Source organism: Brevibacillus sp. NPDC058079, from assembly GCF_042885155.1.
Classification (GTDB): Bacteria; Bacillota; Bacilli; order Brevibacillales; family Brevibacillaceae; genus Brevibacillus.
In genome coordinates, this window is sequence record NZ_JBHVSO010000002.1 from 663196 (window position 1) to 679712 (window position 16517).

Sequence of the window (16517 nt, forward strand, 5' to 3'; positions counted from 1 at the left end):
AATCACCGCTTTATTCACTTCTTTACTGCCCCTCTTAGTCACCTTTGAAGATAAACCAACTTTCAAACCTTTTCACCACATCATTGGCTAACTCAAGGTCAAACTCTAAAAATCTATTGAAGAGAGGCACTCTTGCAAATTCCATTAAGTCCGATTCAATCATTTCTAGCTTTGCAATAAACTCCACATAATCAAAATCAATATAGTACAGTTCATTCTTGTCTACATCTTCTTCATTAGAATCATCCGACCAAACACGCACTATATTATCAGCGAATTCCATTCTTGGTGTTGGATTATGACCCATCCAAGGGCTTTTCCTGTTAATAACACTATCTAGCACATCTCTCCAAGCTTCTAGACCAGAACAACAACTCGGAGGAATTATCCTATCATTGCTTTCGAGATAGATTCCTCCTCCAATTACTACATCCAATTCATCAAATAATCGCTTTAACACTTCATGAGGTGTACCCTTAATGTCTATATTGTTGTATCCCAAAAGCATCGCAATAAACAAATCAACTTCATCACTAGTAGTTTGACCTGTTAACTTGACATATTCAGTATAAGCCACATCTGTATTCAACCAATCAGGTATCTGATAATAAGGCTCTTTTATAACTGCAACAACTAAAGGGTAATGCATGCAACACTCTCCCTAATTAAAATCTTCATTTTATCACAAATCTATTAAATGCTTATTTTTCAACAAATACGTCCATGCCCATAGTTGAATATTATATGGGAATAAGATGCCCATGCCACCTCCAATCGTTGATGATCTGTAAATAATTTGGTAGTATTCCAGTCCCCTTGTTATACCGCTGCTATATGATATTTGTTGAGTCCTAATATTATTTAAAAAGTAAAACTTGAGAATTTCTTTTTCTTCTTGAGATAAACTTTCAAGGTATTTTTCGCGATTTCTTTGTAGTTTTCTTAACTTGAGTTTTTTGGAGATAAATTTAACAATATGAGTAATCATTTGTGAGATTGCAATACATCCTGAAATGATAAATGTGATTCCGATCCACTGCTTCTGCTGTATTACAAATCCACTTATGCCAAGTGTTTCGTTCATAAAATCAGGTATAAATAAAACAACTCCAGAAAAATGAACAACAAAGAGAAAAAGAATGGAGCTATATTAAATAAGTCTGAAATGAGTTTTCCAATGTCAAACCTCAAACCATCTCAACTCCCATTAAAACCATCTTTTATTCAGTCGTCATATCCTCTTGACTTCCTGTATTTCAGTCTGTAATCAATAAATGCTGCTATTGCCCCTCCTACTACTATTAAGATGACAGTGGATATAATCCAGAATCGACCAAAGCCATTTAAAACAGTTCTTTTTACCACTCACGAATAATGCCAACCACTGAAACTTGTTACGTCTGTTGTATAATTCGTGTCAAATCCAAAGGAAAATAGCACCACAAACCATATTAGGACTATTAAACATCCCATAAAGTTCTCCTTTTATTAAAAGATTTGATTGACTTCACTCTTAATTTCATTCAATTCATCCATCTCACTGTCCAACAATTCGAGAATGTCATCAAATTCACCATTTATAATACCAATATCGTCTTTTAGACGGAGTAGCCCGCCATGGAATTCGTCTGAGTACCATCTATTTTCTATATTGAGGTCTAAATACTCCAGCTCCTCCCCGCTTAAATCACTTTCAAATCCTTTAATAATACCCCTGAAGGTTTCGGAATATTGGAAATCACATGATAAAGATTTCATTTCTAACTCTATCATCTCGAAACTTTTTAATAGACCACATCTCTGAAGATCAAATCTGATCTCTTTAAGCAGGGATTCACCTTGTATCGCTTCATGCAATCTGTTTATGGTTCGCATATGCGAAATCATGTATTCTAAAGTTAGCTCAATGTAACTTTTATACAAATAAACTATAGGGGCAATCTGTCGTAACATTATCTCGTCTTTTTTTCGGTTACTTAAAAGTCTGGTATGTAACTTTTGTGCCGATTGATATACGTTAAATAGATACGACCGATCAAAATCTTTGTAAGAATCTAGGATTGATTTTGGATTATAGTTGTCCCAGCATGCAATATGAAATCTATCCCGTTTCTTTTTCACTGATATTACCCTCTTCTCATGAAATATTGATTATATTACAAATTCTTAAGTCTTATATGCTGACCAGCATTCACGTTTCTTAGTTGTAAATTTCATCATTATCATCTTCGTCCAAATCAGGATTGTCTTCCTTTATCTGCTTATACGACTAAACACCTGTGTATTTTTCAAACTCCTCATATGCCAATTATACCAAATATTACACCTATACTTGAATGAACAAAGATGGGTGGAAAGACAGTTAGAATTAACAATATCAAATAGGTAATCAATTGATTTAATGCTATAATTTCCTATGTAAGACCCCGAAACTTACTAACTTTAAAGGAGTGATAATATTGGCGACTGGTTTTGTTAAAAAGGACAAACAAAGGGATTTTGGTACTACGAAGCAACACTAGGAGTAGATGAGAACGGAAAGAGGATTCGAAAAAAAAGCGCTTTGAAACCAAGAAAGAGGCTCAACAAGCATTAGCAGATTTATTAAGCACTACAAATAAAGGTGATTATGTTGAACCATCTAGAGTACTTTACAGGGACTATCTTACAGATTGGCTTGACTCAAAAAAGATCAGTGTAAGAGAAAGCACATGGAAAAGTTACAGCGACTGGGTACGTCTGCATATCATTCCCGCATTGGGCGATCTAGAGATTTCAAAGATTACTCCCCACCGTGTTGAGAAATTCATGCTTGAATTAAGTAAGAACAATTACGCTGGTTCCACTATGCAAAAAATATACACCATCATTAAGGATTCACTTAATAAAGCTGAACGCTGGCAAATGGTATCAAAAAATGTAGTTGTTCTAGTTGATAGACCAAAAGCTGTTAAAGAAGAAATGCAAGTGTGGGACAACGAACAGTCATTAACGTTTCTGAAGCAAGCAAAAACCGATAGACTCTATGTTGCGTTTTTGTTGGCTCTTACAACTGGAATGAGGCAAGGGGAAATTTTGGGGTTAAGATGGAAGGATGTTGACCTAGAAAAAGGGATTCTTTATGTGAAGCAAACATTATCTCACGATGGGCAGAAATTCTCCCCATTACCTAAAACGGCAGAGGCAGAAGATCTATTACAATTCCATCTGAAGTAATTCACGATCTCAAAAAACACAAATCGATGGTCACAGACGAAAAAAGAGCTTGCGGACAAAGTTATACTGATAATAACCTTGTCGTTTGCACTACGCTAGGCACGCCACAATCCCCCAGAAATTTGAATAGAACCTATCAGCGCCTACTTAAAAGAGTGGATGTTCCCAAAATTCGATTTCACGACTTACGTCATACCCATGCAACACTTCTACTGGTGCAAGGTGTAAATCCCAAAGTAGTAAGCGAACGGCTGGGTCATGCCACCATTAAAATTACACTTGATACTTACACACACGTTTTACCGAGTTTGCAAAAAGATGTTGCTGAAGAGTTTGGAAGGAGTTTTTTCAAGTCAACAGTTAACGAATAGCATTTGCCACCCAATCATTAAAATATGCCACCCAAGTACGAATCCCACCCATTTGCCACCCAAAACGTAGAATATGGTGATTAGTGACTGTGGCTAATCAAAGCATAAAATAAAAAAACCCTTGATTAACAAGGGTTTCAGCATTCGTTATATGGTGATCCGGACTGGGTTCGAACCAGCGACCCCCACCCTGTCAAGATGGTGCTCTCCCAACTGAGCTACCGGATCATGGGATATGTGTGTAATCGTTTAATGGTGGGCCCTGTAGGACTCGAACCTACGACCAATCGGTTATGAGCCGACCGCTCTGACCAACTGAGCTAAGGGCCCGAATCGTATCGGACGTCGATCACATTTATTACTATACAGTATCGTAAAATGAATTTCAAGAGGAAATGAATAATTTCTTGTAAAAATTTTCACTCGTACCAAAAGAACACTAAGAAACCCAGTGAAATCAGGCTTGTTTTTTCCTTGTAAAAAGCCATTCCCCACCGCTGCTGCCCACATCCCCTACAAAACATGGGGATTTCCTACAAGATGGCATCACATCATACATGACTCATCAAGCATATGGGCTACACCGGTGAAGAATTGGCTCCTGTTAAGCTGAAAACTATTCAATAGAGCTTAAAACAAACAAGATAATTAGGTAACGATCATAACAAACTCCCTCATCGCAACCCTAACCTACCCCGCCTGCTCCGTCCCTTTCCCTTTCTCCTCGACACGCAACTCCGCTTCCTGTTGCTTCAACGCCTCACTTCGTGCCAATTCTGCCTCCTGCTCATCTCTCATCCGATGGGCCATGCGGCTAGATGCATTGGCTGCCACACTCGCCACGAGGTCGTCCAAAAATGTGTGAACACGTCCCTCTGCCGACTTGGTATCCAGCCTTTTAATCACTCCGACCTTGTGCTTATCCAAATGTCCAAAGGTGGTCACCGCGATACTTCCATATCCAAATACGGAGCCTAGCGCCAATGTTTCGTCGCATCCAAATAGTCCTTCATCTGACGCGATGATGGATTGGAGCGGCTCGGACAAGAGGCCCTTCTCTGCTAACGTATCCAACTCAACGCCAACCAGGATGGCGTGCTGCATTTCCCTTTTTTCCAAGACCGCTTTCACGCTCTCAATGCACTGCGCCATCGTGAGATCTGGATGGTAGGGCGATTGCATGAGATAGACGATCTCTGCGATATCATCCAACGTCACTCCGCGTTCTGCCAAACGTGCGAGAGCAGCGTTTCTGACTTCGATGCTGTGTACTTGCTTCTTCATATAAGAGACAACCCCTTCCACAAATCGAGTGAAGTCGTTTCCTACCATAGTATCACACGCTGACCAAATTGCGACAATCTTTCGCCCACTGCCTGACCCTGCACCCAAACTCTTGGGCATGCACGCTCCCTCCTGTATAATAATGAACAGAATATCCCAATAAGGAGGACACCGTAGTGGCCCTTGAGGAAATCGTCTTGAAAAGCCGGCATTTGGGGACGCCGGAAAAGCTGGTTGTCTACACACCCCAACGCTACTCGCCACTCTACTCGTATCCCGTCCTCTACGTACAGGATGGAGAAGATTACTTGGCAATGGGCAGGATGGCTACTTTGTTGGATCAATTGAATCAGGACAAAGAACTGCCTGATATCATCGCTGTCTTTCTCCCTGTCGAGAAAAGCAAACGGCATGACCGTTATCATCCGGATGGCAAAGAGTACATGGCCTACCGACGCTTCCTCGCCGAAGAAGTCGTGAGCTATGTCGATACGCATTACTCCACACATCCTTTGGGGAACGCACGAACACTTCTTGGCGAATCTTTGGGCGGGGTTGTCTCTCTGTTCACTGCTCTTAACTATCCACATACGTTTGGACAAGTTGCCTGCCAGTCAATTGCCATGGACGCAAAGCTAAATCGTTTGGTAGCTGACGCTGACTTTTCCGTACCGCAAACCATTTATTTGGAAATCGGGACGGAGGAAACGGCAGTAAGCACGGGCCGCGGCACATTGAATCTTCTTGCGGCCAATGAAGAACTGCGCGAGATTTTGGGCACGAAAAAAGCCACCCTCGTTTATGAAACGTTTGAGGGTGACCATACGTGGGGCTACTGGCAGCGCAATCTACCGCGTATGCTCAAGACGCTTTACGGGTAAACTTACCGTGGCTGTTCTTCTTGCGGACCTTCATCCTTGATCGTCGATACGAGAGCCTCTTCGAATTCTCCTTTTCGTATCGCAGTCAAGATCGTGAAGGTCAGCACAGACAGTAGAAGCAGGACGAGAAAAATGAATGTGATCATCATAGCCGTATGCATGCAGTGCGGCACCTCCTTGCACTACACAGTCTTTCCTTTCGCGCAAGGAATATACGGCCCCACGCTTAACATTACACAAATGAAGAATTTTCTGTTAAAATAATATCTTGTAGAGCATGATAGATAGTAAGGAGGAGTGGTTCTGATGATGTACAGTATCGTAATATTCCCATCTAGCAAGGTGCAAGAAGTAGCCAACTCTTACCGGAAACGTTATGACCCGGGCTATGCTTTGGTTCCTCCGTATATCCGTTTGAAGGAAGCCTTTGAGCTGGACGAAGCGAAGTTGCCTGAGCTGGTGAGCCATCTGGAGCAGGTTGCCTCCTCTACTGACAGCTTTTCGGCTCATTTCCATCGGGTATCTTCTTTCCACCCTACCACCAACGTGATCTATTTGGCTGTGCAAAACAAAGAACCATTTAACGAGCTGCATCAAAAAATTGCGAATCAGTGTGTGAATGAAAAAGAAACCTACGCATACGTACCGCATCTGACCATCGGGCGCGACCTGTCCGACGATGAGCTGCGTGATGTAACCGGCCAACTAAGCATGGCAAAAATTGACCTGAACAGCGAAATTGATCGCTTCCACTTGGTTTATCAGCTCGAGGATGGCATCTGGAGCGTTTACCAGACTTTCCTTCTCAAAAAATAAACACCCTTTCCTCAATCACCAACCCTCCTTGCGTATCCATCGTAGGGAGGGATATTTTCTAACAAAGGACGAATACCGATGAACCTGCATACCTACCAGATCCAAAAAGTCACCACTGAACAAGAATTGGCGGATGCCCTGTCTGTACGCCGAGTCGTTTTCATCGAGGAACAGGAAGTACCGGAAGAGTTGGAAATAGATGAGCATGACACACTGGATGGTGGGACGATTCATTTTGTGGCTTACCGCGATGGAAAGCCAGTGGGCGCGAGCCGTATCCGTACCTACGCACCTGGCGTGGGAAAAATTGAACGGGTGGCGGTTGCTAAAACAGAACGCGGTACCGGGCTGGGCCGCCAAATCATGCTCGCGATGGAAGAGCTAGCCAAACAGCACGAGTATGACAGCTTGAAGCTGAACGCACAGACGCAAGCCCAACGGTTTTATGAAAAGCTCGGCTATGAACCTTTTGGCGACTTATTCGACGATGCGGGTATCGAGCATATTGCGATGGTAAAATCCATTCGCGAATAACTGAAGCTGCGTGCAACTCAATCCCCTTGTCGGAAAACACCCTCGTTTTCGCTATGATCATCATGCGAAGCGAGGGTGTTTTTCATTGGCACCAGCGAAAAGAATTAAATCGCCAGCGGTTTCCGAATCGCCTCAATCACTCGTTCAAAAGAGTCATCACCGTAGCCCTCTGCTACTTTCTCAATACAAAAATCAATGCTTCTTGACACTTCTCACCCGGTGGAATAACATGGAACCAGAAACATACGATACCGTATCTTTTGAGGTGAACCATGCAATACGTACGTGAAGATTGGATTCGGGCAGGGCTCGATATGTTGGCTGAAGCAGGCATTGACGCTGTCCGTGTGGAACCTCTCGCCAGAAAACTGAAGATCAGCAAAGGGAGCTTTTATCATCACTTTTCAGATCGTCAAGCGTTACTGGACTCCATGATCGATTATTGGGAGGAGCATGCGACCGAGCGGATCATTCGAGCGCCACACTCAGACAACGTGTCGTTGGAACAGCTGTTGTCGAGCGTTTTTAGCAGCGAGCGAAAAATCGAAGCCGCTATCTACAACTGGGCGAAACAGCATCCTGCCCTTTCCAAACGTCTCGTGGAAATCGAGAAGCGCAGGATCGGCTTCGTTGCCTCTTTGTATGAGAAAAAAGGGCTGGCTCCCGCTGATGCAAAGACACGTGCTCAGCTCGCGTACCTCCTCTATATTGGTTGGCTCGTGCGCAGAGAGCTGGAAGCGCCTTTTGATATGTCCGCACCCTTGCATCATTTTATGACTTGGATTTGATTACCCCTTCCTGCCTGACAGATTGTCTTGCGCAGGGATTTTTTCACCCAAAACATACGGGTGCGTATCTTCCGCAAAAACCTTATGAATCAATAGGAGGTATTCCCATGACGCATGTTTTCCCTATCTCATCTGCTATCTTCTTAGTTATCGTGTCCTTGCTGCATTTTTATTGGGCCTTCGGAGGAAAATGGGGGACCGATTCCGTCATCCCCACAACAGCCGATCATTCACGCCGAACTTTTTCCCCCGGGAAAGGCGGAACGATCGTCGTTGCCTGCTTATTGGCTTTTGCCGGTTACATTTTGCTCGCCCAGAGCGGTTATCTCTCGCCCGTAATAGCCCCCTCTTTGATTCAATGGGGATGCATGATCTGTGCAGCTGTATTTGTCCTGCGCGCTGTGGGAGACTTCAACTACATTGGCTTTTTTAAAAAAGTAAAAAATACGAAGTTTGCCCGTCAAGATACAGCATTGTTCAGCCCTCTATGCTTGTGGTTAGGAATATCCTTTCTTCTGGCATTGTTTTAAGTTCACCAAAAACCCTCTTCCCATAAAAGCGAAGAGGGTCGTTTCCGTTACGTATGGATGAATGAATTATAACTTCCGCTTCGCCGCAATCGCACGTAGCTGTTCAACAGCATCCATCGCTGCGGTATGAGAGCCGAGCATCGCATGAAACGGCTCCTCTCCACGCCAGCCATGGAAATCAGAACCGCCGGTGACAACAAGTCCGTATTGCGCTGCCCACTTGCTGTAGCGCATTTTTTGTACCTCATCGTTGTCCGGGTGGTTGACTTCAATCCCGTCCAATCCGAATATAATCAACTCCTGGACAAGCTCATCATCGTCATACAGACCCGGATGAGCCAGCACCGCCACTCCGCCAGCCTCTTTGATCAGCGTGATTGCTTCCTGCGGGGTAATGCGTGGAGGATTGACATAAGCCGCTCCCCCTTTGCCCAAGTACTTATCGAAGGCTTCCGCAATCGTAGAAACGACCCCCAGCTCTATCAGTTCTTCAGCAATATGTGGTCGCCCGATGTTTTTGTCCGTGCCCTGCTTGCGGCGGTATACCTTTTCCAATGAAATGTCGATTCCGAGCTCCTGCAGCCGTGCTATCAGCAGTTGGTTACGCTCATGCCTTGTCTCTCGCAAACGGAAGAGACGCTCTTCAAAAGCTGGGTCTTCATACGGGACAAAATAGCCAAGAACGTGAATATCCTGCCCCTTCCCCACGGAGCTCACTTCGACTCCCGGAATGATTTCCACGTCGAGTGCGCGGGCAGCCTCCATTGCTTCTGGAATCCCTGCTACCGTGTCGTGATCCGTGATTGCCAGTGCAGCAAGTCCCGCCTCCTTCGCCAAACGTACGTTTTCCGCCGGCTCGCAGGTACCGTCTGACGCTTTTGTATGTGTATGCAAATCTGCCATAAGTTGCATCCTCGTCCACTCCTTCTTTTCTTTTTCTACAAGTCTGAATCGGTATTGCCGTACATAGTATTGGAGTAAGCTTGATTTCTCAATGGTTGAACCGAGGAGGATGTCCATGCGGTTAAAAAACAAGACCCTTACCGGTGTCGTTCAGCCACTCTCTTATGTTGACAAAATGCTGCGACAACAAGGCTTTCATCGATCAGGCGGGGACAGTATGCCCACGTACGATGTCGTCATGTACGATTCCGCCAGCAGCAGCGCGTATTTTTTGCGTATCCCTACGAACTACACCAGCACAACAACCGGAAAAGGGGAACTGAATGTCAAACTGGGTCATCCGTATTTAGAAGCAAAGTTCTATATGAACACCACATCCGAAGAAGTTTTTTTCATTCCCAAGGCCGTCCGCGAAGCTGCAGAGCATAAGCTAGCAGAAATCGCCGATTACCTGTCTGCTCCCTCCGCTCCATCCTGAACGGTTCTCCACAACCACCGATTATGTTCAAACCGGTATGCCACCCTCTTTGTTTTCTGCAGCCCGACCAAGTAACCCATAAACGCCGTCCGAAACAGGACGTAGCTCGAAGCATTTTCTATGGAAATGTGTAAACGCTCACACAGGAGAGTTAACGCTTCTTCTGGTGTCCTCTCCTCTACTAAAATGTTGCAGATCACCGAGAAAATCCGCTCATGCCAAGCAATATTTTTGTTCACGGCATCATGAGAGGTGGTGGTATATGCTCCGTGCCCAGGCAAGTATCCCTTGTAGTTGGTTGCAAGCAGCTTATGAAGACTGAGTAGGGTCTCATGCGCATCCACAAGAAACGGCAGCTTGTGCTTTTCCAGAACCTCTTCGCCTAAATAACTGTCGGCAGCGAAGCAAATCTCGTCACAGACGACGCCAACCTGTTGCCAGCTATGCCCCGGCAGAGAAAGGATATAGAAAGGTACGCCAGCAATTTCGATCCCTTCATCTAGTGGAAGGTGGTGGTCCACCCGAGAAGGTTGCGCCAACAAAAACTTGTTTTTGAGATCCTCAAGTGGTGCTGCACCCATGTTCAAGTAAATGGGCTCAAGTATCGGATTCCGAATGATCGCCTCTTCCAGCGGTGGCGCATAGACCCTTGCTTCGGGCCAGCATCCGAGCAAGTAGGCGTTGCCACCGAAATGGTCGGCATGAGAGTGTGTTTGAATGATTGCACACAAGGGCTGGGCGATAGCGTCCAGTCCTTTCTTGATTTTTTTTGCGTTCTGGGTATCCAGACCTGAATCAATCAGGATCGCTCCATGCTCACCAATAACAAGGCCTATGTTAACATGACCGGGAAAATATCCAACATGCTCCGTTATCATTTGAAATGCTTGTCCAGACAAAACAGTCCCTCATTTCATCCTTTTCCTATTTATTTTCTCCAAAATATCGCCTTCCCCTTCCTGTTCCTATATCTCGTGTTCGTGTTTACCTGGAGCCGCGACGAGCGACCCTCCATTTTATGCGAAAAAAGCGGGCCAATGATCGTATACGGTGGCAGAGGTCGTCCGAGTCCACTGAACATATGCGTAGTCGCCGCAACGGCAACGATTGTCAGCAAAGAGAATATCATTCTCTCCATCCCGATCGTTTGAATCGAGCAGAGTACGATCAACCCATCAATTAGAAAGATCAGCAAAGCAACGCGCAGCTTGTATCGCCTAGCAAGAAATTGCGCGAGTAGGTCTGTCCCACCCGTATTCGTCTCGTAGGCAAGCATCAAGCCGATACCTATTCCGATTAACACGCCGCCAGTTACTGCTGAAAAGGATGTTGACCATAGATTCCAACCACGCATATCCGAGAGAATGTCTATAAAGAAGGCAGAAATCAGCATGCCGTGAAAGCTGTGAAAAAACAATCTGCGATCATAAAAAAAGACGATGAAATACACAGGGATACTAACAAAAATCATCACGAGACCCGGCGGCATCTGCATGTAATACGTCGCCAACAAACCGATCCCGATCATGCCCCCGTCCATCAGGCGATGCGGAACCAAAAACAGATTGACTCCTATGCCAAGAAGCACGCTTCCTGTGAGAATCGCTACACTTTTTTGCAGCCAGTACACGTCGCTCCCCTCCTTGGACCGTGCTCGTTTAGTTTATGATCGGAAAGAAGCAGGTATGTCCAAGCATTGCCTAAGAATGCGCTCGTTCAAATCGGAACGTTTTGACTGTTCGGTTGACCTATTGGTATACTTACGAGTAACAAGAAAACCTGTAGCATGGCTCATGAAAAGCATATCCATTGCAGGTTTTAGATCGAATATTTATCCATTTTTGGTCGTACATGTAAAATACCATTATCGTATCGGAGGTGAATTCTCCACCTTTCGCACTGCGGGAGGCGGAGGTGTGCTTGGAGAGTCCGATAGGGGAGATTACGCTGAATCTGCTGCTCGTGGTATTTTTGGTTCTTCTGAACGCCTTCTTCGTCGCAGCAGAATTCTCGTTAGTAAAAGTTCGCCAAACTCGTCTGACCCAGCTCGTCAGTGAAGGCAATAACAAAAGTGCCCGCTACGCGCAAAAAGTCACACGTGAGCTCGACGCCTATCTGTCCGCCTGCCAGCTCGGAATTACGCTGGCTTCGTTGGGGTTAGGCTGGGTCGGTGAACCTGCCGTCGCCCATTACGTCGCGCCCGTCATGGCATTTTTTCATTTCCCATCTTACTTGGTCAGTCCGACCTCACTTGCGATCGCCTTTGCTATCATCACATTTTTACATATCGTCTTCGGAGAGCTTGCTCCCAAGTCTTTGGCGATTCAAAAAGCGGAGGCCACTTCCCTATGGACTGCCGCACCACTCATGTTTTTTTACAAGCTGAGCTATCCGCTCATCTGGTTTTTAAACGGAGCAGCCAATATACTCATTAGACGCCTTGGAGTCGAGCCTGCCACCGAAAACGAATCTGCTCATACAGAAGAAGAAATCCGCCTGCTCATGAACCAGAGTCATAAAAGTGGTCACATTGACCAGACCGAGATGGCTCTCGTCGACAATGTCTTCGTGTTTTCCGAACGTCTTGCCCGGGAAATTATGATCCCACGAATCGAAATGATCTGCCTCTACGACGACAACACGTTTGACGAAAACCTCGAAATCATGAGAGAGTCTCGCCATTCACGCTTTCCCGTTGCTCATGAGGATAAGGACAGGCTGATTGGCTTTGTGCACACCTCTGATTTTTACCTTTCTGCACTAACGACAGGGAAAGCAGAGTTAACTGATTTTCTCCGTCCATTATTGACGGTGCCGGAGTCCATGGAAATTAGCCACGTCTTGCGCTTAATGCAAAAGCGCCGTTCCCAGCTCGCCATCGTGATTGATGAATATGGCGGTACAGCAGGGTTGTTAACGATGGAGGACATTTTGGAGGAAATCGTCGGTGATATTCAGGATGAGTTCGATGAAAATGAGCGCCCTGAAATTGAAGAAAGCTCCAGCAATACGCTCTCGGTTTCCGGCAAAACTCTCTTGACAGAACTGAATGATTACATATCGATTGAAGTCGTTTCCGACGAAGTCGACACCATTGCCGGATGGCTCTACAGCCAGTTAAATGAAGAGGTCGCGAAAGGCAAAACCGTCACATTCCAAGGCTATCTTTTTGCGATCAGTGAACTAGAAAACCATCGCATTACACGCGTGAGCATCACGTATTTGGGAGCAGAAGATTCGTCCGCTCTTCCCGAGGATATCGTGTCGCTGCACTCTTAATCAAAAAGAACAACCAAAATGGCAAGTGTCCCCTGCCGACAGGGGGCACTTCTTGTTTCCGAGGTGTCATGATGAACTACGCTTTACTAGACAACAAACCCATCCTGTTGCTACCAGAGAACTACAACCGCATACCGTTTTGGCGCATGGCTGCCCGGCAGGACAAGGTACGTTGTCCTGCCTGTGCATCGGCGCTTCGTCTTCATGCTGGCATCAGCTTCGAGCCGCATTTCTTCCATCCTGAAGGAGCAGAGTGCCCGCTTCTGACGGAAAGTGGTCCTGCTTCTCTCGATTCGCTACAAGCGATTAATGAGACGGCTGCCACTGCCTTTCAGGCTGCCACTGCCTTTCAGGCTGTCTTGGCTGCTACGGTCGAAAAGGAGCACAGCGACGATAACACGAAAGAACCACTCGCTTTCTCAACCAAGGAGCACAGCGAGGCATCCATAGACGAAGAAAATACAAAGACCATCGGCTCCTTTCGCCTTCCGAAAAAGAGAACGATTGGCACGAGCACGACGCCTCCCCCGCCTGCACCGAAGCCACCGATTTTCCGCAAACGCTTGATGCCGAAGAAGACCATCTCTCACATGGCTGAGCAAATGCGTGATCAATCGCTGCACCCGGGACAACAGCAAGCGGCGCACGCTACCGAGGGGCCTTTTCTCATCCTCGCGGGAGCCGGAAGTGGCAAGACGCGCGTCATGACTGCACGCACGACTCACTTGATCTCAGACTTGGGTGTAAAGCCAAATCAAATCATGGTCGTGACCTTTACGACCAAAGCCGCCGATGAAATTCGTCAGCGCATTGCCCGGCAACTACCCGCTGGACAAGCACGTGAGCTGATTGCCGGTACGTTCCACAGCATCTTTTACCGAATGCTCCTGCATCACCAGCCAGAACGCTGGGATCAGCAGCGCCTCTTGAAAAAGGATTGGCAAAAATGGCGGTTGATGCGCGAGACCGGTGCACTGCTCGGTCATGACGACCTTGCCACGTTAAAAGAAACAGAGATCACCGAAGCACTCGGCATCATCAGTCGTTGGAAAAACGAATACATCCTCCCCCATGAGGTCGCGTATCGGGAAGCAACGAGCGATGCAGAAAAACGGGCGATCCAGCTTTATCCTCTGTATGAGGACACGAAGAAAAAGCATCAATGGTTTGACTTTGACGACATGCTCATTGGCTGCTACGAAATGCTGCGCGATGATCCAGGACTCCTTCGCCGTTATCAGGAACGCATCACCTATGTAATGGTCGATGAGTTTCAGGATATCAATCGCATTCAGTATGAGACGGTCAAGCTATTAGCCGCTCCACAAAACAATTTGTGTGTCATCGGGGACGACGACCAGTCCATTTACGGCTTTCGTGGCAGTGATCCTCAGTACATCTTGGGCTTCACCAAAGACTTTCCGCAGGCGTCGACATTTACACTCGAGGTCAACTACCGTTCCCATTCCTCGATTGTCAGTCTTGGCTACTCGCTGATCGGCCACAACCGGGAGCGTTGGGCAAAGGATTGTCAGTCCTTTCATCGCGAGGAAGGCGACACGTATTTATTCGAGCCGGAAGACGAAGAAGAACAAGCTTCCCGGATCGTCGATGAAATTATCCATCGTCGTGAGCAAGGGGCCATTTTGGGTGAATGCGCGATCTTGTACCGCACCAATGAATCTGCACGCCCCATTTTGGAGCGCCTGAGCGAAGCAGGAATTCCTTTTCATTACACGCAAGAGGAGGATTCCTTTTACCAACGCCAGACGGTTCGCTGGACGCTGAATTATTTGCGGCTCGCGTTAAACCCAGATGACACCGATGCACTAAAAGAAATATTGTCGACCCTCTACATCTCAGCCGAAATGTGGAATGCCTTGCGCAGTCAAGCAATCATTGAGGACAAGCCGATTCTGCACGTTCTTCCGCATTTGACACAGCTCAAACCGTATCAGCGCAAGCACATGCAGCAAATCAATGAGATTCTCACCGCGTGTAAGGAGGTTCCACCTGCTCAGGCGTTGGAGCTCATCTATGAGGACGGCAAACTGCGTGACTATCTAAAAAAACGCGCGAAAGACCGGGAAGATGGCCGGGAACGTTGGAGCGATGAGCTGCAGCAAATACTGGCAGCTTCTAAGCGCCATGCGACAATCAGCGATTTTTTAGCTTATATCGATCAAATGGCGCGACAAGAAAAAGAGTGGCGCACGATGCGACCACTCCCGGACGAAGCTGTTCATGTTTTAAGTATCCATCGGGCAAAAGGTCTCGAATATGACCATGTCTTCTTGCCTGATCTGGTAGAAGGTGCCCTTCCTCATGAGTACACATTGGATGAGCTACGAAAAGGCGGCTCGGGTGCGCTTGAAGAAGAACGTCGTCTCTTATACGTCGCGATTACCCGGGCCCGTCACAGCTTGTGTATCGGTATCCCCCGAGAGCGATTCGGACGAAAGACCCGCACCTCCCGCTTCATCGCCGAGATGGGCAGGTAAGTACTGAAAGCCGCCGCCCATATAAATCAAGAATTCTTCCATGTTCGTAATCAATGGAAACATAATAAACAGGCCCCCTTTCACGCATTTTGGGTATAGTATGCGAGAAAGCGGGGCCTGTTATTCTTTTTCGGGAAAATTACTTCTGATTAGCCGCCCATAATGCTGTAGCCAGCATCAACGTGCAGAATTTCACCCGTGATTCCTCGGGAGAGATTGCTGAACAAGAAGAGAGCGGTGTCGCCTACTTCCGATTGGTCAATCGTGCGGCGCAATGGCGCTTTTTCCTCAATTTCCTTCAGTACGGTGTTGAAATTGCGGATTCCTTTTGCAGCAAGGGTACGGATTGGACCAGCAGAGATCGCATTGATACGAATGTTCTCTTTGCCCAAGTCGTTTGCCAAATAACGAACAGATGCATCAAGCGCAGCTTTGGCTACACCCATTACGTTGTAGTTTTGAATCACGCGCTCACCGCCAAGGTAAGTCAAGGTCACGATGCTACCGCCCTCGGTCATCAAAGGACGAGCAGCACGAGCAACTGCTACCAGGGAGAATGCGCTAATGTCTTGTGCCAATGTGTATCCTTCGCGGGATGTGTTAACATACTCGCCTTCGAGCTCTTCCGTTTTCGCAAACGCGATGCAGTGCGCTAGACCGTGAATAACGCCCACTTTTTCTTTGATCACAGCAAAAGCCGCTTCGACATCCTCATCCTTCGTGACATCGCAATTTACCAACAGCGCTTCTACTCCCAATTTTTCTGTGAGTGCCGCCACGTTTTCACGCAGGCGCTCCCCTTGGTAGGTAAAAATCAGATTCGCTCCAGCATTATGTAAGGATTGCGCAATTCCCCAGGCAATGCTGCGGTGGTTTGCTACGCCCATGATGACGATGTTCTTTCCTTGCAACAATGTATTCATTATGTATCTGCCC

At 46.5% G+C, this 16517-nt stretch carries 19 protein-coding genes, 2 tRNA genes and 1 pseudogene; 11 read left to right on the forward strand and 11 right to left on the reverse strand.

The window, feature by feature from the left end; genetic code table 11:
• Positions 1-34: 34 nt before the first annotated feature.
• From ACFVS2_RS09645 to ACFVS2_RS09655, 3 genes are all read right to left on the reverse strand, one after another.
• Entirely contained in the window at positions 35-649 is a 615-nt protein-coding gene (locus ACFVS2_RS09645) for a hypothetical protein (RefSeq protein WP_390233320.1), read from the reverse strand.
• A 33-nt stretch (positions 650-682) separates the two neighbouring features.
• Positions 683-1141: a superinfection exclusion B family protein gene (locus ACFVS2_RS09650; protein WP_390233483.1), complete on the reverse strand. Its 459-nt coding sequence runs from the start codon at positions 1139-1141 to the stop codon at positions 683-685.
• Between the two features lie 347 nt (positions 1142-1488).
• A complete protein-coding gene (locus tag ACFVS2_RS09655; RefSeq protein ID WP_390233322.1) occupies positions 1489-2121 on the reverse strand; it encodes a hypothetical protein in 633 nt (210 codons plus the stop codon).
• A gap of 462 nt (positions 2122-2583) precedes the next feature.
• Here ACFVS2_RS09655 and ACFVS2_RS09660 point away from each other — a divergent pair.
• The 3 genes and pseudogenes from ACFVS2_RS09660 to ACFVS2_RS09670 all read left to right on the forward strand — a co-directional run.
• Positions 2584-2760, forward strand: a pseudogene (locus tag ACFVS2_RS09660) (tyrosine-type recombinase/integrase); the annotation flags it as partial.
• 48 nt (positions 2761-2808) lie between these two features.
• Positions 2809-3216 carry a tyrosine-type recombinase/integrase gene (locus tag ACFVS2_RS09665; RefSeq protein WP_390233324.1) on the forward strand — a complete coding sequence of 136 codons (408 nt, stop codon included), beginning with the start codon at positions 2809-2811 and terminating at the stop codon, positions 3214-3216.
• Positions 3217-3242: 26 nt separating this feature from the next.
• Positions 3243-3587: a site-specific integrase gene (locus ACFVS2_RS09670; protein ID WP_390233326.1), complete on the forward strand. Its 345-nt coding sequence runs from the start codon at positions 3243-3245 to the stop codon at positions 3585-3587.
• 152 nt (positions 3588-3739) lie between these two features.
• On the opposite strand, the gene ACFVS2_RS09675 is transcribed toward ACFVS2_RS09670, so the two are convergent.
• The 3 genes from ACFVS2_RS09675 to ACFVS2_RS09685 form a co-directional block, all read right to left on the reverse strand.
• Positions 3740-3815: transfer RNA gene (locus ACFVS2_RS09675), tRNA-Val, on the reverse strand.
• A 25-nt stretch (positions 3816-3840) separates the two neighbouring features.
• Positions 3841-3917: transfer RNA gene (locus ACFVS2_RS09680), tRNA-Ile, on the reverse strand.
• 360 nt (positions 3918-4277) lie between these two features.
• Complete coding sequence (locus tag ACFVS2_RS09685) at positions 4278-4871, reverse strand: phosphatidylglycerophosphatase A family protein (protein ID WP_173617498.1); 594 nt, start codon at positions 4869-4871, stop codon at positions 4278-4280.
• Positions 4872-5047: 176 nt separating this feature from the next.
• Here ACFVS2_RS09685 and ACFVS2_RS09690 point away from each other — a divergent pair, with 176 nt between their 5' ends.
• Positions 5048-5752: an alpha/beta hydrolase gene (locus ACFVS2_RS09690; protein ID WP_390233327.1), complete on the forward strand. Its 705-nt coding sequence runs from the start codon at positions 5048-5050 to the stop codon at positions 5750-5752.
• A gap of 2 nt (positions 5753-5754) precedes the next feature.
• On the opposite strand, the gene ACFVS2_RS09695 is transcribed toward ACFVS2_RS09690, so the two are convergent.
• A complete protein-coding gene (locus ACFVS2_RS09695) occupies positions 5755-5913 on the reverse strand; it encodes a hypothetical protein (protein WP_015892263.1) in 159 nt (52 codons plus the stop codon).
• Positions 5914-6058: 145 nt separating this feature from the next.
• Between ACFVS2_RS09695 and ACFVS2_RS09700 the strand changes: the two genes are divergently transcribed.
• From ACFVS2_RS09700 to ACFVS2_RS09715, 4 genes are all read left to right on the forward strand, one after another.
• Positions 6059-6568 (forward strand): YjcG family protein, encoded by a 510-nt coding sequence (locus tag ACFVS2_RS09700; protein WP_015892264.1) that lies wholly within the window; start codon positions 6059-6061, stop codon positions 6566-6568.
• A gap of 78 nt (positions 6569-6646) precedes the next feature.
• Positions 6647-7102 (forward strand): GNAT family N-acetyltransferase, encoded by a 456-nt coding sequence (locus ACFVS2_RS09705; protein WP_390233330.1) that lies wholly within the window; start codon positions 6647-6649, stop codon positions 7100-7102.
• A gap of 272 nt (positions 7103-7374) precedes the next feature.
• Positions 7375-7890 (forward strand): TetR/AcrR family transcriptional regulator, encoded by a 516-nt coding sequence (locus ACFVS2_RS09710; protein ID WP_390233332.1) that lies wholly within the window; start codon positions 7375-7377, stop codon positions 7888-7890.
• Between the two features lie 107 nt (positions 7891-7997).
• Complete coding sequence (locus ACFVS2_RS09715) at positions 7998-8420, forward strand: DUF3995 domain-containing protein (RefSeq protein ID WP_173617083.1); 423 nt, start codon at positions 7998-8000, stop codon at positions 8418-8420.
• A gap of 66 nt (positions 8421-8486) precedes the next feature.
• Here the strand turns inward: ACFVS2_RS09715 and ACFVS2_RS09720 are convergent, their stop codons facing one another.
• The gene (locus ACFVS2_RS09720; RefSeq protein ID WP_390233335.1) at positions 8487-9332 is read right to left on the reverse strand and encodes a PHP domain-containing protein; all 846 of its coding nucleotides are present in this window, start codon (positions 9330-9332) and stop codon (positions 8487-8489) included.
• A gap of 106 nt (positions 9333-9438) precedes the next feature.
• Between ACFVS2_RS09720 and ACFVS2_RS09725 the strand changes: the two genes are divergently transcribed.
• Positions 9439-9801 (forward strand): hypothetical protein, encoded by a 363-nt coding sequence (locus ACFVS2_RS09725; RefSeq protein ID WP_173617081.1) that lies wholly within the window; start codon positions 9439-9441, stop codon positions 9799-9801.
• Here the strand turns inward: ACFVS2_RS09725 and ACFVS2_RS09730 are convergent.
• Positions 9771-10700, reverse strand: a complete 930-nt coding sequence (locus tag ACFVS2_RS09730) for an MBL fold metallo-hydrolase (protein WP_173617080.1) — start codon at positions 10698-10700, stop codon at positions 9771-9773. The genes ACFVS2_RS09725 and ACFVS2_RS09730 overlap by 31 nt on opposite strands.
• 29 nt (positions 10701-10729) lie before the next feature.
• On the reverse strand, positions 10730-11431 hold the full coding sequence (locus tag ACFVS2_RS09735) for a YitT family protein (RefSeq protein WP_228088492.1): 702 nt from the start codon (positions 11429-11431) through the stop codon (positions 10730-10732).
• 284 nt (positions 11432-11715) lie between these two features.
• Here ACFVS2_RS09735 and ACFVS2_RS09740 point away from each other — a divergent pair, with 284 nt between their 5' ends.
• Both ACFVS2_RS09740 and ACFVS2_RS09745 read left to right on the forward strand, forming a co-directional pair.
• Complete coding sequence (locus ACFVS2_RS09740; RefSeq protein ID WP_390233339.1) at positions 11716-13080, forward strand: hemolysin family protein; 1365 nt, start codon at positions 11716-11718, stop codon at positions 13078-13080.
• A gap of 71 nt (positions 13081-13151) precedes the next feature.
• Positions 13152-15581 carry a UvrD-helicase domain-containing protein gene (locus tag ACFVS2_RS09745; protein ID WP_390233342.1) on the forward strand — a complete coding sequence of 810 codons (2430 nt, stop codon included), beginning with the start codon at positions 13152-13154 and terminating at the stop codon, positions 15579-15581.
• A 149-nt stretch (positions 15582-15730) separates the two neighbouring features.
• On the opposite strand, the gene fabI is transcribed toward ACFVS2_RS09745, so the two are convergent.
• Positions 15731-16504, reverse strand: a complete 774-nt coding sequence (fabI, locus tag ACFVS2_RS09750) for an enoyl-ACP reductase FabI (protein ID WP_390233344.1) — start codon at positions 16502-16504, stop codon at positions 15731-15733.
• Positions 16505-16517 lie beyond the last annotated feature (13 nt).